Genomic DNA, 24,233 nt, shown 5'->3' on the forward strand with positions numbered 1-24,233 from the left:
CGGCCCATCAGGCCTTCCCGGTCGGCGATGCCGCCGCCGCGCGGGCCGTACATGCCGACCGCGTGCACCTCGTCGATGTAGGTGAGCGCACCGTACTTCTCGGCGAGATCGCAGATCTCCTTGATCGGCGCGATGTCGCCGTCCATCGAGTAGACGCTCTCGAAGACGATCAGCTTGGCCCGCTCCGGATCGGCCGCCTCGAGCAGTTCCTCGAGGTGCTCGACGTCGTTGTGGCGCCACAGCTTCTTCTCGCAGCCCGAACGGCGGATGCCTTCGATCATCGAGGCATGGTTGAGCTCGTCGGAGAGGATGAGGCAGTTCGGCAGCAGCTTGGCGATGGTCGAGATGCCCGCCTCGTTGGAGACGAAGCCCGAGGTGAAGACGAGGCCGGCTTCCTTGCCGTGCAGGTCGGCGAGTTCGGTCTCGAGCTCGACCAGCGGATGGGAGGTGCCGGAGATGTTGCGGGTGCCGCCGGCGCCGGTGCCGAGACCCTGGGCGGTGGAGATCATCGCGCCGAGCACGCTCTGGTGCTGGCCCATGCCGAGATAGTCGTTGGAACACCACACGACGATCTCGCGCGGCTCGTCCTCCTTGCCTTCCTTGCGCCACATGGCGCGCGGAAAGCGGCCGACGATGCGTTCGAGATCGGCGAAGACCCGATAGCGTTTCTCGGCCTTCAGCTGATCGATGGCGTCCTCGAAAATCGACTGATAGTTCATGTCCGTCCTCGAGCCCCTCTCACTCATTTCTGGTGGGCCGTTTCGTCGTCGAACCTCGAAACCAGAGGACCAGCTCGGCTTCGAAGCCCCTCGTCGACGACCGTCTCGAACTCACTGTCCTTCCGATTCTCGCACCGTCTCCCTGACGTCTCGCTGACGCGTCGGCCGTCTCGGACCCGGTGCGTCTATTAGACTTACATGAATTCGATGCACTTTGACCATGATCAAGCTGGCCGAACTTGGCCATACGGGACCCTACGGACCGTGGTTCGTCGACGCAGCCTCACGGCAACCGCTTGTTCACCTTTCCCGGCGAGACTCGTGATCCGTGGAGGAGGCCCCGCGTGAACCTCGATCTCGCATCCCTGACCTTCCTCGTCGTCGAGGACAGCGCCTATATGCGCACCATCCTGCGCACCATGCTGCAGGGTTTCGGCGCGCGCCGTATCGTCGAGGCGGAAGACGGCGCTTCGGGCCTCGAAGCGATGGATCGCGCCAATCCCGACATCCTCATTCTCGACTGGGTGATGCCGATCCTCGACGGCGCCGACATGGTGCGGATGATCCGCAATCCGCAGAACCCGTTCGCCTACATTCCGGTGATCATGGTGACGGCGCACACGGAGCGGTCACGGATTCTCGAGGCGCGAAAACTCGGCATTCACGAACTGTTGTGCAAGCCGATCTCGGCGAAGTCACTCTATCAGCGCATCGCCTCGGTGATCATGCACCCGCGCGAGTTCGTGAAGACGCCCAACTATTTCGGCCCGGCGCCGCGCGCCATCCGCAACCGCCAGAAGATCTGGCAGGCCAAGCCCCAGGGGCTGCTCACCGACAAGCCGAAGGACGGCGGCGACAAGACCGAGATCGCCGCCTGATCCCGGCTCGATCTCCGGCGGCTGCGATTTCCTCTCCCGATCGCCTTCGCTTCGCCGCATGATACGAAACTCGAATTTTCCATTCGGGTTTCGTATTCCGTCCGTCGAAACAGCCCGGTCCGCTCGCGGGCTTTTCGACGGGACGGATCCGGCATCGCGAAGCGATCTGCCGGATCTCGATGAACGAGACGGGCAGGAGCGGGGTCGCGCGGCGCTTCGCCGGGACGATGCGGGGGAGAGTCCGTGAAGATCTGGCCGAGCGGCGGCGCCGCGGTGTTCCTGAAGCGAGTGGGCACGGTCTCCGGCTTCACCATGCTGTCCCGCGTCACCGGCTTCCTGCGCGACGTGGTGCTCGCCTGGGTGATCGGCGCCGGCCCGCTCGCCGACGCCTTCTTCATCGCGCTCCGCATCCCCAACCATTTCCGCGCCCTCTTCGCGGAAGGCGCCTTCAACGCTTCCTTCGTCCCGACCTACGCCGGCACCCTCGAAGCGCAGGGCGCGGAAGCGGCGATGCGCTTCGCCGCCCGCGTCCTCGGCGCCCTGGTGGCGGTGCAGGTGGTGATCCTTCTCGCCGCCGAGATCTGGACGCGCGGTCTGCTGGAGTTGATCACCCCCGGTTTCGCCGGCGCCGGCGAACTCGGCGATCTGACGGTGACGCTCACCCGCATCACCTTCCCCTATCTCCTCTTCGTCACCCTGGTGACGGTCTACGGCGCCGTCCTCAACGCCCATCACCGCTATGCCGCGGCGGCGGGCGCGCCGGTCCTGTTCAACTTCGCCATCATCGGCTGCGTCGGCGCGACCCTCCTGGTCCCCGGCCGCACGCCGAACCTCGCGCCCACCGCCGCCGCGGTCGGCGTGGCGCTCGCCGGCGTCGCCGAGCTGATCCTGCTGATGTGGGCGATGCGTCCGGCGGGGCTGTCGTTGAAGCCCGCCCGGCCGCGGCTCGACCCGGAGGTGACGACCTTCCTGAAGCGCCTCGGCCCCGCCACCATCGGCTCCGGCGCCTCGCAGATCGCCATGTTCGTCGACACCATCCTCGCCGCGGCGCTGCCGGTCGGCGCGGTCTCGGCGATGTACTACGCCGATCGCCTCTACCAGCTGCCGATCGGCGTCATCGCCATCGCCATCGGCACGGTGCTGCTGCCCGAACTCTCCCGCCGCTTCGCCGCGAAGGACGAGGCCGGCGCCCGCCGTGCCCAACGCCGCGCCCTGTTCTGGTCGATCGTGCTCACCGCGCCCTTCGTCGTCGCCTTCCTGCTGATCCCCGACTGGCTGGTGAAGATCGCCTTCGCCCGCGGCGCCTTCGACGCCGCCGCCGTCGCCCGTGCCGGCATGACGCTGCAGGCCTATGCGGTCGGCCTCCTCGCCATCGTGCTGTTGCGCTCGGTGGTGCCGGGCTTCCACGCCCGCGGCGACACACGCACGCCGATGTGGGTCGCCTTCGCCGGCATCGCCGTCAACGTCGCGCTGAAGTTCTGGCTCACCGGCCCCTTCGACGTCGCCGGTCTGGCGCTCGCCACGTCGGCCGGCGCCTGGGTCAACCTGCTGCTCCTCGTCGCCATCGATCGCCATCGCGCTCGTGCGGCGTGACGGCCGGGCGCCGCCGCTTGCGCCGGCCCGCGCCGACGTCGCAAGATCGACCGATCGGGCGAGGAAGATCCCATGCGCGGACGCGGCACCATCCTGTCGAACGGTTATCGCTCGTTCCTCGCCGTCGCCGAGGCCGGCTCGATCCGCGCCGCGGCGCGTGAACTCAACATCGTCTCCTCCGCCGTCAATCGCCAGGTGCTGATGCTCGAAGAGGATCTCGGCATCCGCCTGTTCGACCGCGTCGGCCGTGGCCTGCGCCTGTCGGAGGCCGGTCGCCTGCTGCTGCGACAGGTGCGCGAGGCGGTCGATCGCCACGACGACGTCGTCGCCGAGCTCGACACGCTGCGCGGCTTGAAGCGCGGCCGCGTCCGCCTCGCCACGGTGGAGAGCATCGCCGCCGACCGGCTGCCGCGCCTCCTCGCCGACTTCTGGCGCCGTTATCCCGGCGTCGAGACCGGGCTCGTCGTCGCCGGCGCCGAGGAGGTCTGCCGTCTGGTCGAGACCAATTCGGCCGACATCGCCTTCACCTTCTCCACCCACGAGCTTCCCGCCATGCGGGTCGTCCACCACGAGCCCCATGCGCTCGGCGCCGTTCTCGCTCCCGACCACGCGCTCGCCGGCGCCACCACGTTGCGCCTCGACGATCTCGTCGGCGAGCCCCTCGTCCTGCCGGCACGCGGCCTGTCGCTGCGCGCCGCGCTCGAACCGGCGCTCGCCCGCGTCGGCCGCGCCCTCGTCGTCCGCGCCGAATGCGATTCGCTGCGCCTCACCGCAGCGCTCGTACGCCGCGCCTCGGCCATCGGCTTCATGACCCGGGTCGGAATCGAACGCGAGTTGGCAGCCGGCGAACTGGTCTGGGTGCCGCTCGCCGACCCCGATCTCCTGCCAGATCATCTCGACGTCGTCGCCCGCGAACGCGCCGTGCCGAGCCTCGCGGTGGCTGCTCTCTGCGATTTCATCGAAGAGTCCTGGGGAGGGGCTGCCGTTTCGGCAGGCTGAGGCGTTGATCCGCCGCGAAAACGGGCAGAGGCTGCCCGATACGCGGTCGACGTGTCGATCGATGCTTTTTCGAGTTCGGTACGCTCGAAAATCATCGCTTTTTCGAACGGTCGACTCGACGCATGATCAGGAAATGCCCGTAGGCTCATGGCCGGCGGGCGGATGTCGCGGGGCGCCCATGGCGGTGAGGCGCCCGCGCGGCGTCTCGCAGACGAGGATCGACCATGGGCCGATTGACCACACACGTTCTCGACACCTCGAGCGGCCTGCCCGCCGCAGAGCTCGACATCACCCTGTGGAAGCTCGCCCCCGACGGCAGTCGGCGCCGCATCTCCGCTCACCGCACCAATTCCGACGGTCGCGTCGATCGGCCGATCCTCGAGGGCGAGACCTTCGTTCCCGGCATCTACGAGTTCGTCTTCGCCGTCGGCGACTATTTCCGCCGCCGCGGTCTGGTTCTCGACGATCCGGCCTTCCTCGACGAGGTGCCGCTCAGGTTCGGCATCGCCGAGGGTCTCGGCCACCTCCACGTCCCCCTGCTCGTCGCCCCCTTCGGCTATTCGACCTATCGAGGGAGCTGACCGCATGCGCCGCTCGATCCGCTACCTGTCGCAAGGCCGTGTGATCGAGGTCGCCGACTTCGATCCGACGACGACGCTGCTCGATCACCTTCGCTTGTCTCGTCGTCGCACCGGCACCAAGGAGGGTTGCAACGAGGGCGATTGCGGCGCCTGCACCGTGGCGCTCGGCCGTCTCGTCGACGGCCGGCTCGTCTACGAACCGGTCACCGCCTGCATCCGCCTGCTCGGCACCGTCGACGGCTGCGAAGTGGTGACCATCGAGGATCTCGCCGAGGATGGCCGCCTCCATCCGGTCCAGGAGGCGATGGTGCGGCTGCACGGCTCGCAATGCGGCTTCTGCACGCCGGGCATCGTCATGAGCCTCTTCACCCTCTACGCCACACCCGGTCCGATCGATCGCGAAGCCGTGCTCGATCGCCTGTCGGGCAACCTCTGCCGCTGCACCGGCTATCGCCCGATCGTCGACGCCGCGCTCGCCGCCTGCGCCGCGCGGCCCGGCGACCGGCCCGACGATCTCTTCGCCGCCGCCGCGGCCGAGACGACGCTGGCGCTCGCCGCCCTCGACGACGGCGACGAGGTCTTCGTCGGCGACGAGGACCGCTTCTTCGCCGCGCCACGCCGGCTCGACACCCTCGACAGCATCCTCGCCGCCTGCCCAGACGCCACCCTCGTCGCCGGCGCCACCGACGTCGGTCTGTGGATCACCAAGGCCGGCCGCGACCTGCCGCGCCTCGTCCACGTCGGCCATCTCGACGGCCTCGACCGGGTGGAGGAGCACGACGACGCGGTCGTTCTCGGCGCCGCGGTCAGCCTCGAGGACGCCGGCCGCCTCCTCGGCCGCCTCGATCCCGACATCGCCCATCTCTTCCGCCGTATCGCCGGCGCCCAGGTCCGCGCCTCCGGCACGATCGGCGGCAACATCGCCAACGGCTCGCCGATCGGCGACACGCCGCCGTTGTTGATCGCCCTCGGCGCCTCGATCGAACTGGTCCGCCCCGGCCACGTCCGCCGCCTGCCGCTCGAGGACTTCTTCGTCGCCTACGGCCGTCAGGACCGCGCCCACGACGAGATTCTCACCTCGATCGTCGTGCCGAAGCTGGGCGCGAACCACGCCTTCCGCGCCTTCAAGATCGCCAAGCGCCACGACCAGGACATCTCCGGGCTGCTCGCGGCGCTGCGCCTCACTCTCGACGGTCACACCGTCGCCGAAGCGCGCCTCGCCTTCGGCGGCATGGCCGGCACGCCGAAGCGGGCAGCCGGCGCCGAAGCCGCGCTCGTCGGCGTCTCCCTCGCCGATCCGGCGAGCTGGCGTCCCGCTCTCGACGCGTTGCGCGCCGACTTCACGCCCCTTTCCGACCTGCGCGCCTCCGCCGACTATCGCACCGAGGCCGCCGTCGGTCTGCTCGGCAAGGCGCTGGTCGAGATCGCCGGCACCCCGACCACCCGCACCCGCATCGCCGGCGCCAGAGAGGAGGCCGCCCATGGACGCGCCCTCTGACGCTCCGCGCCGCGATGCCGAGGCGAGCGCCGTCGGCCGATCGGCGCCGCACGAATCGGCCCGACTGCACGTCACCGGCGCCGCCCCCTACATCGACGACCTGCCGGAACCGGCCGGCACGCTCCACATCGTCCCCGGCTGGTGTCGGACGGCGACACGCGGTCGTATCCTGCGCCTCGACCTCGAGGCCGTCCGCGCCGCTCCCGGCGTCGTCGCCGTGCTCACCGCCGCCGACATCCCCGCCGTCAACGACTGTTCGCCCTCGGTCGGCGGCGATCCGGTCTTCGCCGAGACCGACATCCGTTTCCACGGTCAGGTGGTCTTCGCCGTCGCCGCCGAGAGCCGCGCCGAGGCCCGCCGCGCCGCTCGTCTGGCGGTGATCGAGGTCGAGGCGGAGAAGCCGGCGGTCACCGTCGCCGACGCCCTCGATCGCGGCACCGACGTGCTGCCGCCCTACGAGTTTCTGAAGGGCGACGCCGCCACGGCGATCGAGGCCGCACCCCACCGCATCGTCGACGGCTTCCTCGTCGGCGGCCAGGAGCACTTCTATCTCGAGACCCAGGTGGCGCTGGCGATCCCGCGCGAAGCCGACGAGATCCGCATCCTCGCCTCGACCCAGCACCCGACCGAGGTCTCCCACATCGCCGCCCGCGTCCTCGGCCTTCCCGAGGCGGCGGTGCCCTGCGAGTGCCGGCGCATGGGCGGCGGCTTCGGCGGCAAGGAGAGCCAGGCGACGCAATGGGCGGTGATCGCCGCTCTCGCCGCCAGGGTCACCGGCCGGGCGGCCAAGATCCGCCTCGACCGCGACGACGACATGATGATGACCGGCAAGCGCCACGACTTCCGTGTCGACTGGTCGGCCGGTTTCGACGGTTCGGGGCGACTGGCCGGCGTCGAGGTCGACTTCTACGCCCGCTGCGGCCACTCCGCCGACCTCTCCCAGGGCGTCGTCGACCGCACCATGTTCCACGCCGACAACGCCTACGACTACCCCGCCGCCCGCATCTCCACCCGCCGGCTGATGACCGACACGGTGTCGGCCACCGCCTTCCGCGGCTTCGGCGGCCCGCAGGGCATGGCCTTCGCCGAGCGCATGATGGACGCCGTCGCCATCCGCCTCGGCCTCGACCCGCTCGACGTGCGGCTGGCCAATTTCTACCCCGACTTCGAAGCGCCCGCCCACGGCACCACGCCCTACGGCCAAGTGGTCGACGACGGCATCCTCCGCGCCCTCGTCACCCGGCTCGAGGTGACCTCCGGCTACCGCCGCCGGGTCGCCGAGATCGACGCCTTCAACCGGACGAGCCCGGTGCTGAAGCGCGGCATCGCCCTGACCCCGGTGAAGTTCGGCATCTCCTTCACCCTCATGCATCTCAATCAGGCCGGCGCGCTGGTCCACGTCTATTCCGACGGCTCCGTCACCGTGAACCACGGCGGCACCGAGATGGGCCAGGGGCTGATGACCAAGGTGGCGCAGGTCACCGCCGACGTCTTCGGTCTGGCGCTCGACGCCGTCCGCGTCACCGCCACGGCGACCGACAAGGTGCCCAACACCGCCCCGACGGCGGCCTCCTCCGGCTCCGATCTCAACGGCTGGGCGGCGCGCCGCGCCGCCGAGACCATCCGCGAGCGCCTCGCCGCGGTCGCCGCGCGCCTCCTCGGTGGCGACGCCGCGGCGGTGCGCTTCGCCGGCGGCCGGGTGTGGGCGGGCGACGGCAGCCTGCCCTTCGCCGACGTGGCGAAACAGGCCCATCTCGCCCGCGTCTCGCTGTCGTCGACCGGCTTCTACGCCACTCCCGGCCTCACCTGGGACCGGGCGAACGCCCACGGCCGGCCGTTCTTCTACTTCGCCTACGGCGCGGCTTGCGCCGAGGTGGTGATCGACAGCTTCACCGGCGAGATGCGTCTCGCCCGCGTCGACCTCCTCCATGACGCCGGCCGCTCGCTCAATCCGGCGATCGACATCGGCCAGATCGAGGGCGGCTTCGTCCAGGGTCTCGGCTGGGTGACCAGCGAGGAGCTGGTGTGGGACGCCGCGGGCCGGCTCCTCACCCATGCGCCCTCGACCTACAAGATCCCGACCGCCCACGACGTGCCCGAGGATTTCCGTGTCGCGCTGTGGGACGGCGACGCCCGCGTCGACACCATCCATCGCTCCAAGGCGGTGGGCGAGCCGCCCTTCATGCTGGCGATCTCGGTCCACTCGGCGATCCTCAGGGCGTTGGCTTCGCTCGCCCCGGGCCGGCTCCCCCCGCTCGACCTGCCGGCGACGCCCGAGACGATCCTCGCAGCGGTCAAGGCGATGCGCCATCCGGAGGTGACGCCGTGATCGGACACTGGGCCCGCCTCGCCGCCACCCTGGAGAGCCACGGCCGCGCCGCCCGCGTCGCCGTGGTGGCGACCCGCGGCTCCACCCCGCGCGAGATCGGCGCCGCCCTGGTGGTCCGCCCCGACGGCGGCTTCCACGGCACCATCGGCGGCGGCGCCCTCGAATGGTGCCTCCTCGCGCATGCCGGCGTCGCGCTGAACGACGGCGCACCCGGTGTCCACTTCGAGGAGACGGTGCTCGGCCCCGATCTCGGCCAGTGTTGCGGCGGTCGCGTCACCGCGGCGATCGAGATGTTCGATGCCGGCGACCTCGCCGAGGTGCGCCGTTTCGCCCGTCTCGAGGCGGCGGGTCCCTTCACCCTCGTCGCCGAACTCCACGACGGTCGCTTCCGCCGCGCCGTCACCGAGGATCCCGATGCGGAACCCGGCCTCGATCGCGACGGTCGCCTCGTCGAGCACTTCGGCGACGACCGGCGGCGCCTTCTGCTCTTCGGCGCCGGCCACATCGGCCGCTCGCTGGTCCTGGCGCTGGCGCCGCTGCCCTTCCGCGTCACCTGGATCGACGGCCGTCCCGATGCCTTCCCCGCCGCGTCGCCGGCGAACGCGAGCTTGCATACGCCCGCCGATCCGGTGACGATGGTCGCCTCCGCCCCGCCCGCCGCCTTCGTTCTCGCCATGACCCACGACCATGCCCTCGATTTCGCGATCGTCGACGCGAGCCTGCGCCGCAGCGATTTCGGCTATGTCGGGGTCATCGGCTCGGAAACGAAGCGTGCCCGTTTCGCGAGCAGATTGTCGGAAATCGGGCACACGGGAGAGGCGACTCGCCGTATGGTCTGCCCGGTGGGCGGCATCGGGCCGCGCTCCAAGGAACCGGCGGTGATCGCCGCCTCGATCGCGGTGGAACTGCTCGTCGCCGACGAGATGGCACGAACCCCGCAAGGGCGCATGCGCCACGCGGCCGAGGGCGTGAGCGTGGCGGAGGAGTGGGCATGACGGCGAGCGGGACGGCGGCGGGCGGTGCGAAGGGGGAGGGGGCGAGCGCGCCCGGGTTCCTCGTCGAGGCGCGCGGCGTCGTCAAGCGCTTCGGCGCCTTCACCGCCAACGACCACGTCGATCTGGCGATCCGCCCGGGCGAGATCCATGCCCTGCTCGGCGAGAACGGCGCCGGCAAGTCGACCCTGGTGAAGATGCTCTACGGCTCGCTGCAGCCGACCGCCGGCCGCATCTTCTGGAAGGGCGAGCCGGTCGTCGTCACCGACCCGGCCGAGGCGCGCCGTCTCGGCATCGGCATGGTGTTCCAGCACTTCTCGCTGTTCGAGGCGCTGACCGTCACCGAGAACATCGCCCTGGCGCTGTCGAACGTCTCCGACATGAACGCGCTCGCCGCCCGCATCGCCGCGGTGTCGAAGGACTACGGCCTGCCGCTCGAGCCGCGCGCCACCGTCGCCGATCTGTCGGTCGGCGAGAGGCAGCGCATCGAGATCGTCCGCTGCCTGCTCCAGGAGCCGAAGCTCCTGATCATGGACGAGCCGACGGCGGTGCTCACCCCGCAGGAGGCCGACCAGCTGTTCCTGACGCTGGAGCGCCTCGCCTCCGAAGGCTGCGCCGTTCTCTACATCTCGCACCGGCTGGAAGAAGTGAAGCGCCTCTGCCACGCCTCGACCATCCTGCGCCACGGCAAGGTGGTGGCCCGCGTCGATCCGAAACAGGAGACGGCGGCGAGCCTCGCCCGCCTCATGGTCGGCGCCGACGTCCACGCCATCCGCCCCAAGCACGCCCGCGTCGCCGGGCCCACCCGCCTCTACGTCGATCAACTCGACCTGCCGGCCAACGGCCCCTTCGCCGTCGCCCTCGACCAGGTCTCGCTCGAGGTCCGCGCCGGCGAGATCCTGGCGATCGCCGGGGTCGCCGGCAACGGCCAGTCCGAACTCTTCGACGCGCTCTCCGGCGAGCGCCATGCCGATCACCCCGGCGCGGTGGTGATCGACGACACGCCCTGTGGCCATCTCGGGGTCGGCGCCCGTCGCGAACTCGGGGCGGCCTTCGTCCCCGAGGAGCGCCTCGGCCACGGCGCCGTGCCCGCCTTCCGCCTGTCCGAGAACGTCGTGCTGACCCGCGACACGATCTTCGCCGACGCGGCTCGCCGCCTCCTCGGCTTCCTCGACTTCGGCCGCGCCGACCAGACGGCCGAGCGCGTGTCGCAGGCCTACGACGTCCGCAAGAGTCGACCCGACCCGGAGGCGCGCTCGCTCTCCGGCGGCAACCTGCAGAAATTCGTCGTCGGCCGCGAACTCGACCGCAAACCGCGGGTGCTGGTGGTCAATCAGCCGACCTGGGGGGTCGACGCCGGCGCCGCGGCGCTGATCCGTCAGGCCCTCGTCGACCTCGCCGCCGACGGCGCCGGCGTGCTGGTGATCAGTCAGGATCTCGACGAGATCTTCGAGATCGCCGACCGCATCGCCGTGATCTCGCGTGGGTGCCTATCGCCCGGCTACGACGCCCATGTCATGACGCTCGAGAAGGTCGGCCTGCTGATGGGCGGCGCCCACGGCGGCTCCGAGGCGATCGAGGGCGCGCTGAAGCTCCGGGAGGCGGACGGCCGTGCGTATTGAGCTCGAGAAGCGTCCCGAACGCTCCGCGACGATGGCCTGGGCCTCGCCGCTCATCGCCGTCCTCGCCACGGTGGTGACCGGCGGCCTGATCTTCGCCGCGATCGGCAAGCCGCCGCTCACGGCGTTGTGGATCTTCTTCCTCGAACCCTTCTCCAGCCTGTGGTCGCTCGAGGAACTGGTGGTCAAGGCGACGCCGCTGATCCTCATCGGCGTCGGCCTCTCCGTCGCCTACCGTGCCAACGTCTGGAACATCGGCGCCGAGGGCCAGTTCACCTTCGGCGCGCTGATGGGGGCGATCGTCCCGATCTTCTTCAATTCCTGGCAATCGCCCCTGACCCTCGTCGCCATGCTGGCGCTCGGCGTCCTCGGCGGCATGATCTGGGCGGCGATCCCGGCGCTCCTCAAGATCAAGGCCGGCGCCAACGAGATCCTCGTCTCGCTGATGCTGGTCTATGTGGCGCAACTGCTGCTCGACTGGCTGGTGCGCGGCCCCTGGCGCGATCCCAAGGGCTACAACTTCCCCAAGTCGGTCGGCTTCGAGGATTGGCAGACCATGCCGGTCTTCGGCGGTGGCCGTCTCAACCTCGGCATCGTCCTCGCTCTCGTCGCGGCGGCGGCCCTGGCGATCCTGATGCGGCGGACGATGAAGGGCTTCGAGGTCCGCGTCCTCGGCGAGGCGCCGCGCGCCGGCCGCTTCGCCGGCTTCTCCTCGGATCGCATGACCCTCTTCGTCTTCCTGCTCTCCGGCGGCCTCGCCGGCCTCGCCGGCATCGTCGAAGTGGCCTCCACCGTCGGCCAGCTCCAGCCCAACATCTCGCCCGGCTACGGCTTCACCGCGATCATCGTCGCCTTCCTCGGCCGGCTCGATCCGATCGGCGTCGTCGTCGCCGCGCTGATGCTGGCGGTGAGCTATCTCGGCGGCGAGGCGGCGCAGGTGGCGCTCGGCATCTCCGACAAGGCGGCGCGCGTCTTCCAGGGCGTGCTGCTGTTCTGGGTGCTCGCCTGCGACACCCTCATCTACTACCGTCTGCGCATCGTCCGAACCGCACCCGTGGCCGAGGAGGGCGCCCGCTGATGGACCAGTCCGCGCTCCTCGCCGTCCTCCTCACCATCGTCACCGCCTCGACGCCGCTTCTGCTCGCCGCTCTCGGCGAACTCGTCACCGAACGCGCCGGCGTCCTCAACCTCGGCGTCGAGGGCATGATGGTGATGGGCGCCGTCGCCGGCTTCGCCGTGGCGCTCACCACCGGCTCGCCCTATCTCGGCATCCTCGCCGCCGCGGCCGCCGGCGCGCTGCTGTCGGTGCCCTTCGGCTTCCTGACGCTCAACCTCGTCGCCAATCAGGTGGCGACCGGCCTCGCCCTCACCCTGCTCGGCCTCGGCCTCTCCGGCCTGATCGGCGAGCGCTTCGTCGGCCAGCCCGGGGTGCGGCTCTCCAAGCTGCACATTCCCGGCCTCTCCGACATCCCCTTCGTCGGGCCGCTGCTCTTCGGCCAGGACATCCTCGTCTATCTGTCGATCGTCCTGGCGGTCCTCGTCTCCTGGGTGGTCTTCCGCACCCGCCTCGGCCTGATCCTGCGCGCCGTCGGCGACAACCACGCCTCCGCCCATGCGCTCGGTTATTCGGTGGTGCGGGTGCGCTGGATGGCGGTGCTGTTCGGCGGGGCGCTCGCCGGGCTCGGCGGCGGTTACCTGTCGCTCGCCTATACCCCGCAGTGGATCGAGAACATGACGGCGGGCCGCGGCTGGATCGCCCTGGCGCTGGTGGTGTTCTCCTCCTGGCTGCCGTCGCGGCTGGTGATCGGCGCCTATCTCTTCGGCGCGGTGACCATTCTCGGCTTCTTCGTCCAGGGGCTCGGCGTCGGCGTGCCGGCACAGCTCTTGTCGTCGCTGCCCTACATCGTCACCATCGCCGCGCTGGTCGTCATCTCCACACGACGCGGGCGCGCGAGGGCCGATACGCCGGCCTGTCTCGGACAGCCCTTCGTGCCGGATCGATGAAGCTTTCCGGTGGAGGCGCCCTTCGCGGTCGGGCGCCGTCGCCGAACAATTCCCGCACCGCCCCGTCCTTGGAGGAACTCCTCATGAAGAAATGGTCCGCGCTCACCCGCCGTGATGCGATGGCGAGCGCCTTCGCCGGATCCGTCGCCGTCGCGCTCTCCGCGAGCCTCGCCGGTCCGGCGGCGGCGGCCGACAAGCTCAAGGCGGCCTGGGTCTACGTCGGCCCGGTCGGCGACTTCGGCTATTCCTATCAGCACGACCAGGGCCGCCTCGCCGTCGAGAAGGCGCTGGGCGACAAGGTCCAGACCACCTTCGTCGAGAACGTGCCGGAAGGCCCCGACGCCGAGCGCGCCATCGAGCGCCTCGCCCGCGACGGCAACAAGCTGATCTTCACCACCTCCTTCGGCTTCATGGATCCGACCCTCAAGGTCGCCAAGAAGTTCCCCGACGTGAAGTTCGAGCACGCCACCGGCTACAAGCGCGCCGACAACGTCGCCACCTATTCCGCCCGCTTCTACGAAGGCCGCTACGTCATCGGCCAGATCGCCGGCAAGATGACCAAGTCGGGCACCGTCGGCTACATCGTCTCCTTCCCGATTCCGGAAGTCGTCTCCGGCATCAACGCCTTCATGCTCGGCGCCCAGTCGGTGAACCCGAACGTCAAGGTCAAGATCATCTGGGTGAACTCCTGGTACGACCCGGGCAAGGAAGCCGACGCCGCCAAGGTGCTGATCGGCCAGGGCGCCGACATCCTGACCCAGCACACCGACTCGACCGCCGCCCTCCAGGTCGCCCAGGAGAAGGGCATCCTCGGCTTCGGCCAGTCCTCCGACATGGACAAGTTCGCGCCCAAGGCCCAGATCACCGCCATCGTCGACGACTGGTCGCACTACTACATCGGCCGGGTGAAGGCCGCCCTCGACGGCTCGTGGAAGGCCATCGACACCTGGGACGGCATGAAGGAGGACGCGGTCGTCCTGCCGCCGATCAAGAACGTCCCCGACGACGTCAAGGCGATGGCCGAGAAGACCGCCGCGGCGATCAAGGCCGGCACGCTGAAGCCCTTCGGCGGCAAGATCACCAAGCAGGACGGCTCCACCGTCGAGAACCTCGACGACGGCGCCATCCTGTCGATGAATTGGTACGTCAAGGGCATCGACGACAAGCTGCCGCAGTGACGGACGGCTCGACGGCATGAGGCTCGCCCGACGATCCTCGTGCCGTTCGCCACCATCGTGTGTGCGGCGCGCGCTGCTCCGGCTCCGAACGGGCATGAGCCCGATGGGCAGGGAACTCACCCCGGGTTTCCCCTTCTCCCCTCGCGGGAGAAGGTGCCCCGAAGGGCGGATGAGGGGGCTGGAACCCTCCTCCGGCTCGAAGCTCGAAGGCTGCTCCTTGCGCGCTGTCGCGCGCGCCCCTCATCCGCCCCTTCGGGGCACCTTCCCCCGCGAGGGGGGAAGGAAGGCGGTGGATTCCCCCGGCCGTGCCCTGCTCGGTTTGGTCCGAGCCCGCGCACCGGGTGGGTCGACGCGTTCCGCGCTGTGGGAAGAACCGATGCTCGCCTATGCGGCCGATTGGCTGAACATCCTGACCCGCTGGTTCCACCTCGTGGTGGGCATCGGCTGGATCGGCACCTCCTTCGCCTTCATCGCTCTCGACGTCTCGTTCCGGAAGCGTCCCGAGACGCCGGAGACCGGGCTCGGCACCTCGTGGCTCGTCCACGGCGGCGGTTTCTACCATGTCGACAAGTACATGGTCGCGCCGCCGCGCCTGCCCGAGGACCTCATCTGGTACAAGTGGGACGCCTATCTCACCTTCGTCTCCGGCATCGTGCTGATGGCGGTGCAGTACTGGTGGAGCGCCCGGGCCTATCTGATCGATCCCAAGATCGTCGCCATGGAGCCGTGGATGGCGATCGCCATCTCGATCGGCTCGCTCACCGCCGGCTGGCTGATCTACGACGCGCTCTGCCGCTCGCGCCTCGGCGAGAAGACGCTGGCGTTGGCGGCCGTCGTCTTCGCCCTGATCGTCGGCGCCGCCTGGGGCTACACCCACCTCTATTCCGGCCGCGGCGCCTTCATCCACATCGGTGCCTTCGTCGGCACCATCATGGCCGCCAACGTCTTCCGGGTGATCATCCCCAATCAGAAGGTCATGGTCGCCCAGCTCCTCGCCGGCGAGGCGCCGGACGCCCGGCTCGGGGTCATCGCCAAGCAGCGCTCGGTGCACAACACCTATCTGACCCTGCCGGTCCTGCTGATGATGGTGTCGAACCACTATCCGATGCTGACCAACCATCCGCAGAGCTGGCTGGTGGTGGCGCTGATCCTGGTGATCGGCGGCCCGATCCGTCACTTCATCGTCCGCCACGAGGCCGGCGATTCCTTCGCCAAGATCCTGTGGGCGCCCGGCGTCGCCGCCCTCGGCCTCGTCGCCGCACTGATCCTCACCCTGCCGAAGACCGCGGCGGTGAGCGGCGCCGCCGTCTCCGACACCGAGATCCTGACGCTGACGGCCAAGCACTGCACCATGTGCCATTCGGCGAAACCGCGCCACGAGAGCTTCGCCGAGGCGCCCAAGGGCGTGACGCTGGAGACGATCGCCGACATCACCCGCTACGCCCCGCTGATCAAGGCGCAGGCGGTCGACACCGACGCCATGCCGCTCGGCAACGAGACCGGCTTCACCGCCGAGGATCGGGCCAAGCTCGCCGCCTGGATCGCGGCGCACTGAGGGGAGGGGACATGCTCGACATCGCGACCGTGAACGCGCTCTCGATCGACGACTTCGTCGCCCGCTTCGGCGATGTCGCCGAGCATTCGCCGTGGGTGGCCGAGGCGGCGGCTCGCGCGCGCCCCTTCGCGACCCGCGAGGCGATGATCGAAGCCTTCGCCGCCGTCGTCGCCGCCGTATCCCGCGAGGCGCGCCTCGCCCTGATCCGCGTTCATCCCGATCTCGCCGGGAAGGCGGCGCGCGCCGGGACCATGGCCGAGGATTCGAAGCGCGAGCAGGCCGGCGTCGGGCTCGACACTCTGAGCGAGGCCGAGTTCGCCCGTTTCACCGACCTCAACACCCGTTACCGCGACAAGTTCGGTTTCCCCTTCATCTTCGCGGTCAAGGGGGCAACCAAGGCGATGATCCTCGACGCCTTCGAGGCGCGTCTGCCGAACGACGTCGAGACCGAATTCGCCACGGCGCTCGCCCAGGTCGTCCGCATCTTCCGCTTCCGTCTCGAGGACCGCATCTCGTCGTGATCGAACCTTCCGCCATCGCCGCGCTCGGCCACCGCGCCCAGGCGCTCCTCGACGACCTCGCTCTCGTCACCGACGAACCGGGGCGGGTGACCCGCACCTATCTGTCGCCGGCCCACGCCCGCTCGATCGACCTCGTCGGCGGTTGGATGCGCGCGCGCGGCATGACGACGACGGTCGACGCGGTCGCCACCCTGCGCGGCCGCCGCGAGGCCGACATCGCGCCCGAGACGGCGAAGACGCTGCTGATCGGCTCTCACATCGACACGGTGATCGACGCCGGTAAGCTCGACGGCTGCCTCGGCGTGATCGCCGGTCTCCTCGTCGTCGAGGAGATCGCGAAGCGCGGCGAGAAACTGCCCTTCGCCATCGAGATCCTCGGCTTCGGCGACGAGGAGGGCGTGCGCTTCCCCACCGCTCTCTCCTCGTCTTCCGCCGTCACCGGCACCTATCGCCGCGAATGGCTCGAGGTCAGAGACCGCAAGGGCGTGTCGCTCGGCGAGGCGCTCGCCGCGTTCGGCTGCGACACCGACGCGATCGAGGCGGCGCGCATCGATCCGGCCGGCGTCGTCGGCTGGCTGGAGATCCACATCGAGCAGGGGCCGGTGCTCGAACACTGGAACACGCCGCTCGGCGTCGTCACCTCGATCGCCGGACAGTCGCGCTTCACTTTCTCTCTGCAGGGCGTCGCCGGCCACGCCGGCACCGTGCCGATGGACCTGCGCCACGATGCGCTCGCCGGTCTCGCCGAGATCGCGCTCACCGTCGAACGGGTCGGCCGCCAGGGCACCAACGGCCTCGTCGCCACCGTCGGCCGCGTCGACGTCGAGCCCGGCGCCGGCAACACCGTGCCCGGCCGGGTCGAGGCGAGCCTCGACATCCGCGCCGGCGCCGACGCGCCGCGCCTCGTCGCCATCGACCGCATCCGCCACGAGGCCGAGCGCATCGCCGAACGTCGTGACCTCGGCTTCGAGCTGACCCGTCACATCGACGTGCCGACCTGCCCGATGGACGAGCGGCTCCAGGCCGCCTTCGCCCGCGCGGTCGCCTCCCTCGATCTCGATGTGCGGCGATTGCCTTCCGGCGCCGGCCACGACGCCATGGCGATGGCGCGCGCCTTCCCCTCGGCGATGCTGTTCGTCCGCTCGAAGGACGGCATCTCCCACAATCCGCGCGAATGGTCGTCGCCCGAGGACATCGGCCTCGGCGTCGAGGCGCTGGTGCGCACCGTGCTCGATCTGGCGAAGGGGGAGGGGGCATGACCACCGTCCATCTCGCCCGCACCCTCTCCTTCCGCGACGATCCGTCGGTGGCCGGGGCGAAGGCGGTGGTCTTCCGCGAGCGCGGCGCCGTGGTGGTCGGCGACGACGGCCGCATCGCCTGGGCCGGCGAGGCCGCCGACCTGCCCGAACAACACCGCGACGCGCCCCGGATCGATCACGGCCGCGCCCTGCTCTCCGCCGGTTTCGTCGACACCCATGTCCACTTCCCGCAGTGGCGCATGCTCGCCGCACCGGGGCGCGACCTCCTCGAATGGCTGGAGCGTTTCACCTTCAGGGAAGAGGCGCAGTATGCGGAGCGCATACATTCCGAGCACAACGCCGAGGCCTTCCTCGATCGATTGATCGAGAACGGCACGACCTCCGCGGCGGTCTATTCTTCGTCCCATGCGGTCGCCTGCGACGCGCTCTTCGCCGCCGCCGAGAAGCGCGGCATGGGCGTCGTCACCGGCAAGACCCTGATGGACCGCGCCTGTCCCGAGACGCTGCGCGACGATCCCGAACGCGGCATCGCCGAGAGCGCCGCGCTGATCGGCCACTGGCACCGCCGCGGCCGGGCCCGTTACGCCATCACGCCGCGCTTCGCCGTCACCTCGACCGAGACGCAGCTGCGCCTCGCCGGCGAGTTGCTGCGCGACCACCCGACCTGCCTGATGCAGACCCATCTCTCCGAGAGCGCCCGCGAGATCGAGACGGTCCGGGCGCTCTTCCCGAAGGCCGCGAGCTACACCGACGTCTACGACCGCTTCGGCCTCACCGGACCTCGCTCGCTCTTCGGTCACGCCATCCATCTCGACGACGACGAGTGTCGGCGGCTGTCGGAGACCGGCTCGGTGGCGGTGCACTGCCCGACCTCCAACTGCTTCCTCGGCTCCGGCCTCTTCGACATCGCCCGTCTCGACGATTCCGATCGGCCGGTGCGGCTGGCGCTCGCCACCGACATCGGCGGCGGCACGTCGTGGTCGATGCTCGCCACCCAGGGCCGCGCCATCGAGGTCGCCCGTCTGGTCGGGGTCGAACTCGATGCCACCCGCGCCTTCTATCTCGCCACCCTCGGCAACGCCCGCGCCCTCGGCCTCGAGGCCGAGATCGGTTCGCTCGAGCCCGGCCGTTTCGCCGACATGGTGGTGATCGACCCGCGCGCCACGCCGGTGCTCGCCGCCCGCGACGATCTCAGCGAAGGTCTCGAGGATCTCCTCTTCGCCCTCGCCATCCTCGGCGACGACCGCGCCGTCCGCTCCACCTGGATCGCCGGCCGTCTCGCCCACGAAAATCCCACGCCCACAGGAACCGCTCGATGACCTCGCTCACCGACCGCATCTCGTCTCTCGTCGACGCCCGTTTCGACGAGGAGGTCGCCTTTCTGGCCGAACTGGTGAAGGTGCCGTCCGACAATCCGCCGGGCGATTGCGCGCCGCATGCCGAGGTCACCGCGAGCCTGCTCGAGAAGCTCGGCTTCACCGTGTCGCGCCATCCGGTGCCGAAGGCGGTGGTCGAAGCGGCCGGCATGAAGACCGCGACCAACATCGTGGCGCGGCGGACCTACGGCGCCGGCGGTCCGGTGATCGCCCTCAACGTCCACGGCGACGTGGTGCCGCCCGGCGAGGGCTGGACCGCCGACCCCTACGGCGCCGAGATCCGCGACGGCTGGATGTACGGCCGCGGCGTCGCCGTGTCGAAGTCGGACTTCGCCAGCTACGCCTTCGCCATCCTGGCGCTGGAGAAGGCCGGCGTGGCGCTGAACGGCACCCTCGAACTGCACGGCACCTGGGACGAGGAGGCCGGCGGCGAGATCGGCCCGAAGTGGTTGCTCGACGAAGGCATCGTCGAACCGGATCTGGCGATCGCCGCCGGCTTCTCCTACGCCGTGGTCGACGCCCACAACGGCTGCCTCCACCTCGAGATCACCGTCGAGGGCCGCTCCGCCCACGCCGCCATGCCCTTCACCGGCGTCGACGCGCTCGAGGCGGCGACCGGCGTCCTGAACGCCCTCTATGCCTTCCGCAAGTCGCTCGCCACGAAGGTCTCGGCGACCCCCGGCATCGGTTCGCCGCAGCTGACCGTGGGTCTCATCTCCGGCGGCATCAACACCAACGTCGTGCCCGACAAGGTGACGATGCGCCTCGACCGTCGCATGATCCCGGAGGAGAACCCGGAGGCCGTCGAGGCCGAACTGCGCGGTGTCGTCGAAGGCGCCATGCGCGCCTATCCTGCGGCGCGCGCCGGCGTGAAGCGCATTCTACTCGCCCGCCCGCTCACCCCGCTCGCCGGCTCCGAGAAGCTCTCGGGTGCGCTCTGCCGCCGCGCGACCGAGGTCTTCGGCGTCCCCGTCGGGGTGAACGGCGTGCCGCTCTACACCGACGCCCGCCACTACAGCGATGCCGGCATTCCCATCGTCCTCTACGGCGCCGGCCCGAGCACCATCACCGAAGCCAACGCCCACCGCGCCGACGAACGCCTGCCGCTCGACGATCTGCGCAAGGCGACCAAGGTCATGGCCCTGGCGCTGGCCGATCTGTTGGGGTGAGCGGGGACCGGCCGGCGGATCGTGGATCGGAGGGGGGAATTCGCTGCGCTCTTTCCACCCTACGGCGTCCCGTCGCGCAGCGTCGAATTCGGAAACACGAAGGCCGGAGCGGGCGACCGCTCCGGCCTGTTTCGTGTCGCGTCACGTCGCTTGAGGTCTCACTCCGCCTTCGGACCGACCGTCACCACGGTCATCGGCTGCGACAGCAGGCGCTTGGCGACGCGGCGGATGTCGTCGATGGTCACCTTCTCGATCAGCGCGTTACGCTTGTCGATGTAGTCGATGCCGAGGTCGTCGACCTGGATGGCGAGAAGCGATCCGGCGATCTTGTCGGACGTGTCGAAGCGCAGCGGATAGCTGCCGATGAGATAGGCCTTGGCCTCGGCCAGCTCCTTGTCGGTCGGTCCGGTATCGCGCATCCGGGTGATCGCGGCGCGGATGAGGGCGAGGCTCTCCTCGACCTTGTCGGCTCGCGTGCCGACCGCCCCGACGAACAGCCCGGCGTGCATCATCGGCGCGAGGCCGGTGGAGACCGAATAGGCGAGGCCGTTCTTCTCGCGCACGTCGCGATAGAGCCAGGACGAGAACGAGCCGCCGCCGAGGATGTGGTTCATCACATAAGCCGGCACGAAGTCGGGATCGGCCCGCTTCAGGCCCGGCCCGCCGAAGCGCACCACCGCTTGCGGGATCGGCGCCGCGGACGAGACGGTGCCACCGGCGATCGGCGTCACCTCGGCGACCGGGGCGATCGCCCCTTCCGCCGGCAGGCGGCCGAAGACCTTGTCGAGCAACGGCGCCAGCGTCGCCGCGTCGATGTCGCCGACCACCGCGATCTTCAGACCCTTCCGGGTGAAGATCTTCGACCTCATCTCCTTGATGTCGGCGATCGTCACCTTGGCGATGCTCGCCTCGGTGCCGTCGGAGGGCCGGCCGTAGGGATGGTCGGGGAAGACCGTCTTGGAAAACAGCCGCCCGGCGATCGTCTCCGGGTCCTTCTCGGCGCGGCGCCGCGCCGCGATCGACTGGGCGCGCATCCGCTCGACCGCTTCCGCATCGAAGCGCGGCGCATTGAGCGCCAGCGCCAGGAGATCGAAGGCGGCGTCGCGGTTCTCGCTCAGCGTCTTCATCTCGCCTTCGAAGCGGTCGCGCCCGTCGCGGAAACTCACCTGCACCGAGAGGTCTTCGAGCTTGGCCTGGAACTGCTCGGAGGTGAGATCGCCGGCGCCTTCGTCGAGCAGGGTCGACAAGAGATCGACCGCACCTTCCTTGCCCGCCGGATCCTGGGTCGAGCCGCCGAGGAAGGCGAAGTCGACGGCGATCAGCGGCACCGCGTGTTCCTCCACCAGCCAGGCTTCGATCCCCGACGGGCTCGTCACCTTCTGGATCTGCGTCGCCGTGGCGGGCGAGGCGGCGAGGAGCGCGACGGCGGCGACGGCGAAGCCGACGCGGCGCAGGCCGACGAAGACGCGACGCGCCGAGCGAACCAGGGCTTCGGAAGAAGCGAAGATCATGGGCTGAACCTCTCGGACGTCAGAATCGGGACGCGGGCGGCAGCGCCGGCATCAACGCGTCTTCGAACATGCGGATGTGGCCGTTCGAGCCGGGGTCGGCCGACGGCATCGGCCGCTTGCCGACCGCTTTGCCGGTCGACGGCGCCGAGCGTAGGAGCCCGGTGGCGGCGCGGTCGCTCGTCAGCCACTTCGCGGCGGCGGCCTTGACCTCCTCGCCGCCCACGTTGCGGATGCGCGTCGGCAGGGTGCGGACCTCGTCGATCGTCCCGCCCGTCGCCAGGGTCTGGCCGTAGATCCGCGCCAGCGTCGACTGACTGTCCTGGGAGCGGATCGAATCGGCCGCCACCTTCTTGGCGGCGCGCTCGACCTCTTCGGGCTTGGGCCCGCCGGTCGCCAGTTCCGCCACCACCTCGTCGATCGCCTTGCCGAGATCCTCGAGGCTCACCCCGTCGCGCGGCGTGGCGTAGATCATGATCGTGCCGTCGTCGAGCGAGCCGGAACGATAGTAGGCGCCGGCGGAGGCGGCGATGCCCTTCTCGGCGACGAGCTTGCGGTAGAGCCGGCTGTTCGAGCCGCCGCCGAGCACGTCGGCGAGCACGGTCAACGCCTCGCTCTCGCCCGGAGTGGCGGTGCGCTCGGACGGCACTTCGTAGACCCGGCGCCAGGTCGGCTGCGCCACCCGCTCGTCGGCGAGCGAGACGAGGCGCACCACACCGGCGATGTCGGGATCGCGCGGCCGCTTGCGCTGGCCCGGCTCGGCGCGGCGCGGCACCCGGCCGTAGGTGTCGAGGGCGAGATCGCGCACCGCCTTCTCCTCGACGTCGCCGGCGACGACGAGGATGGCGTTGTTCGGCGTGTAGAAGCGATCGTAGTAGGCGAAAGCGTCGGCGACCGTCAGCTTCTCCACCTCGTGCTTCCAGCCGATCACCGGGATCCGGTAGGGGTGGTTGCGGTGGAGCGCCGCTTCGAGCGCCTCTGAGAGCTGGGCGGAGGGGTCGTTGTCGGTGCGCATCGAGCGCTCCTCCAGCACCACCTTCAGCTCCGGCTCCGCCACCTTGGGGTCGAAGGCCAGATTCTGCATCCGGTCGGCCTCGAGCGCCATCATCTTCGGCAGATGCTCCTTGGCCACCCGCTGGTAGTAGGCGGTGTAGTCGTAGGAGGTGAAGGCGTTCTCCTGGCCGCCGATCTCCGCCACCTTCTTGGAGAAGGCACCGTCCGGATTGGCCTTGGTGCCCTTGAACATCAGGTGTTCGAGGTAGTGGGCGATGCCCGACTTGCCCGGCGGTTCGTCGGCCGAGCCGGCCTTGTACCAGATCATGTGGGTGACGACCGGCGCCCGATGGTCGGGAACCACCACCACGGCGAGCCCGTTGGGGAGCGTGAAGGTCGAGATCTTGCCGGCGGTGGTCGGTGCGGGTTTCGTCGCGGTCGCGGCGGCCGGGGCCGGGGTGGGCGCCGGCGCCTGCGCCTGCGCCGCGGCGGGCAGCGCTCCGGCGAGGAAGAGGGCGAGGCTACCGACGGCGCCGATGGGGGCGAGGCGCGCGATGCGGCGACGCGACGGCGTGGAGACGGCGGATCGACGGTGCAACTGCTCACCCTCCCGGAGCGACGATGATGGGGGATCGGCCGGAATCCACCGGAGCGGATCCCGCGGCCGCCGAGAAGACCGGCGACACCGAACGGACGGGAATCTCCCGCGACCCCGTCACGAGAGTTCCTGTCCGATGGATATGGCGAAATTCCGTCCGCCGCCAAGAGGCTGCGTGACGGCGTGTCGCGCTCAGAGCGGCCACCAGCTCGGCTTCCACGAGGATTTCTCCTCCGGAGCGGCGACCGGCGCGTTGGGCGAGGGCTTGCGGTAGGCGTCCGGCGGCTCGATCAACGTGCGTCGGCCGCTCGGGTTCTCCGCCCGCTTGATCGCCTCGGCGTTGACCTGCGCCTGACCGGCCATCTGCTCCGGCGACAGGCGACGGCCCGGATTGTCGTCGTAGATGCGCCGCTGGCCGGCACCGGGGATGGCGTAGCGCGACAACTCGTCCGGCGTCATCACCCGGCCGCTCTTCGACGGATCGACGTCCTTCTCCAGCGCCGCCTTGCGGTTCTCCTCGGCGACGTCCTCCGGATTGCGCGGGAAGCTCGACGGGGTCGCCGCGTCCGGGTCGACGGGCGCGCGCAGGTCGCGCTTCGGCGGCACCACCAGCGGCGCCCGCGGCCGGAATTCGATCGGTTTCTCGTGCGGGTCGATGGCGCCGAGGCCGGTCATCACCGCCTTGATGGCGTTGGTGTCGGCGGCGCCGGTGTCGGAGCCCTCCTCGACGAAACCATCGGTCGAACTGGCGCAGCCGGAAAGAAGGGCGGCGAGGAGCAGGACCGCGGTGGCGCTCGGCGCCGTCTTGGAGAACTTCGTCGTCACGGAGGTGGATCTCCCGGCCGGTTCGGAGGAGGTCGTCGT

Annotated in this window: 20 protein-coding genes; 16 read left to right on the forward strand and 4 right to left on the reverse strand. The window is 70.0% G+C overall.

The window, feature by feature from the left end:
• On the reverse strand, window positions 1-719 hold a 719-nt coding region (hemA, locus tag V7Q42_RS16505; RefSeq protein WP_333825201.1), incomplete at its 3' end, for a 5-aminolevulinate synthase.
• A gap of 344 nt (window positions 720-1,063) precedes the next feature.
• Between hemA and V7Q42_RS16510 the strand changes: the two genes are divergently transcribed.
• From V7Q42_RS16510 to V7Q42_RS16585, 16 genes are all read left to right on the forward strand, one after another.
• Window positions 1,064-1,597, forward strand: coding sequence for a response regulator (locus V7Q42_RS16510; protein WP_333825202.1), 534 nt, complete (start codon window positions 1,064-1,066; stop codon window positions 1,595-1,597).
• 243 nt (window positions 1,598-1,840) lie between these two features.
• Complete coding sequence (murJ, locus tag V7Q42_RS16515; protein ID WP_333825203.1) at window positions 1,841-3,190, forward strand: murein biosynthesis integral membrane protein MurJ; 1,350 nt, start codon at window positions 1,841-1,843, stop codon at window positions 3,188-3,190.
• Window positions 3,191-3,262: 72 nt separating this feature from the next.
• A complete protein-coding gene (locus tag V7Q42_RS16520; protein ID WP_333825204.1) occupies window positions 3,263-4,189 on the forward strand; it encodes a LysR family transcriptional regulator in 927 nt (308 codons plus the stop codon).
• A gap of 224 nt (window positions 4,190-4,413) precedes the next feature.
• Complete coding sequence (gene uraH / locus V7Q42_RS16525) at window positions 4,414-4,770, forward strand: hydroxyisourate hydrolase (protein ID WP_333825205.1); 357 nt, start codon at window positions 4,414-4,416, stop codon at window positions 4,768-4,770.
• A 4-nt stretch (window positions 4,771-4,774) separates the two neighbouring features.
• Entirely contained in the window at window positions 4,775-6,268 is a 1,494-nt protein-coding gene (gene xdhA, locus V7Q42_RS16530) for a xanthine dehydrogenase small subunit (protein WP_333825206.1), read from the forward strand.
• Complete coding sequence (gene xdhB / locus V7Q42_RS16535) at window positions 6,252-8,597, forward strand: xanthine dehydrogenase molybdopterin binding subunit (protein ID WP_333825207.1); 2,346 nt, start codon at window positions 6,252-6,254, stop codon at window positions 8,595-8,597. Before xdhA ends, xdhB begins: the two co-directional genes overlap by 17 nt.
• Window positions 8,594-9,592, forward strand: a complete 999-nt coding sequence (gene xdhC / locus V7Q42_RS16540) for a xanthine dehydrogenase accessory protein XdhC (protein WP_333825208.1) — start codon at window positions 8,594-8,596, stop codon at window positions 9,590-9,592. The genes xdhB and xdhC overlap by 4 nt, the downstream gene beginning before the upstream one ends.
• Window positions 9,589-11,211, forward strand: a complete 1,623-nt coding sequence (locus V7Q42_RS16545) for an ABC transporter ATP-binding protein (RefSeq protein WP_333825209.1) — start codon at window positions 9,589-9,591, stop codon at window positions 11,209-11,211. Before xdhC ends, V7Q42_RS16545 begins: the two co-directional genes overlap by 4 nt.
• On the forward strand, window positions 11,201-12,286 hold the full coding sequence (locus V7Q42_RS16550) for an ABC transporter permease (protein ID WP_333825210.1): 1,086 nt from the start codon (window positions 11,201-11,203) through the stop codon (window positions 12,284-12,286). The genes V7Q42_RS16545 and V7Q42_RS16550 overlap by 11 nt, the downstream gene beginning before the upstream one ends.
• Window positions 12,286-13,212, forward strand: coding sequence for an ABC transporter permease (locus V7Q42_RS16555; protein ID WP_333825211.1), 927 nt, complete (start codon window positions 12,286-12,288; stop codon window positions 13,210-13,212). Before V7Q42_RS16550 ends, V7Q42_RS16555 begins: the two co-directional genes overlap by 1 nt.
• A gap of 119 nt (window positions 13,213-13,331) precedes the next feature.
• A complete protein-coding gene (locus V7Q42_RS16560) occupies window positions 13,332-14,390 on the forward strand; it encodes a BMP family ABC transporter substrate-binding protein (protein WP_333825236.1) in 1,059 nt (352 codons plus the stop codon).
• 376 nt (window positions 14,391-14,766) lie between these two features.
• Window positions 14,767-15,945 carry a urate hydroxylase PuuD gene (locus V7Q42_RS16565; protein ID WP_333825212.1) on the forward strand — a complete coding sequence of 393 codons (1,179 nt, stop codon included), beginning with the start codon at window positions 14,767-14,769 and terminating at the stop codon, window positions 15,943-15,945.
• Window positions 15,946-15,956: 11 nt separating this feature from the next.
• Window positions 15,957-16,466: a 2-oxo-4-hydroxy-4-carboxy-5-ureidoimidazoline decarboxylase gene (uraD, locus tag V7Q42_RS16570; protein ID WP_333825213.1), complete on the forward strand. Its 510-nt coding sequence runs from the start codon at window positions 15,957-15,959 to the stop codon at window positions 16,464-16,466.
• Window positions 16,463-17,725, forward strand: a complete 1,263-nt coding sequence (locus V7Q42_RS16575; RefSeq protein WP_333825214.1) for an allantoate amidohydrolase — start codon at window positions 16,463-16,465, stop codon at window positions 17,723-17,725. Before uraD ends, V7Q42_RS16575 begins: the two co-directional genes overlap by 4 nt.
• Window positions 17,722-19,044: a guanine deaminase gene (guaD, locus tag V7Q42_RS16580; protein ID WP_333825215.1), complete on the forward strand. Its 1,323-nt coding sequence runs from the start codon at window positions 17,722-17,724 to the stop codon at window positions 19,042-19,044. The genes V7Q42_RS16575 and guaD overlap by 4 nt, the downstream gene beginning before the upstream one ends.
• The gene (locus V7Q42_RS16585) at window positions 19,041-20,270 is read left to right on the forward strand and encodes a M20/M25/M40 family metallo-hydrolase (RefSeq protein ID WP_333825216.1); all 1,230 of its coding nucleotides are present in this window, start codon (window positions 19,041-19,043) and stop codon (window positions 20,268-20,270) included. Before guaD ends, V7Q42_RS16585 begins: the two co-directional genes overlap by 4 nt.
• Before the next feature lie 158 nt (window positions 20,271-20,428).
• Here the strand turns inward: V7Q42_RS16585 and V7Q42_RS16590 are convergent, their stop codons facing one another.
• The 3 genes from V7Q42_RS16590 to V7Q42_RS16600 all read right to left on the reverse strand — a co-directional run bounded on the left by V7Q42_RS16590 (window position 20,429) and on the right by V7Q42_RS16600 (window position 24,194).
• The gene (locus V7Q42_RS16590) at window positions 20,429-21,781 is read right to left on the reverse strand and encodes a M16 family metallopeptidase (RefSeq protein WP_333825217.1); all 1,353 of its coding nucleotides are present in this window, start codon (window positions 21,779-21,781) and stop codon (window positions 20,429-20,431) included.
• Between the two features lie 19 nt (window positions 21,782-21,800).
• Complete coding sequence (locus V7Q42_RS16595; RefSeq protein WP_442958219.1) at window positions 21,801-23,267, reverse strand: M16 family metallopeptidase; 1,467 nt, start codon at window positions 23,265-23,267, stop codon at window positions 21,801-21,803.
• A 294-nt stretch (window positions 23,268-23,561) separates the two neighbouring features.
• Window positions 23,562-24,194, reverse strand: coding sequence for a hypothetical protein (locus V7Q42_RS16600; RefSeq protein ID WP_333825219.1), 633 nt, complete (start codon window positions 24,192-24,194; stop codon window positions 23,562-23,564).
• Between the last annotated feature and the right edge of the window lie 39 nt (window positions 24,195-24,233).

Source organism: Pinisolibacter sp. (assembly GCF_036782435.1).
Classification (GTDB): Bacteria; Pseudomonadota; Alphaproteobacteria; order Rhizobiales; family Ancalomicrobiaceae; genus CALBKH01.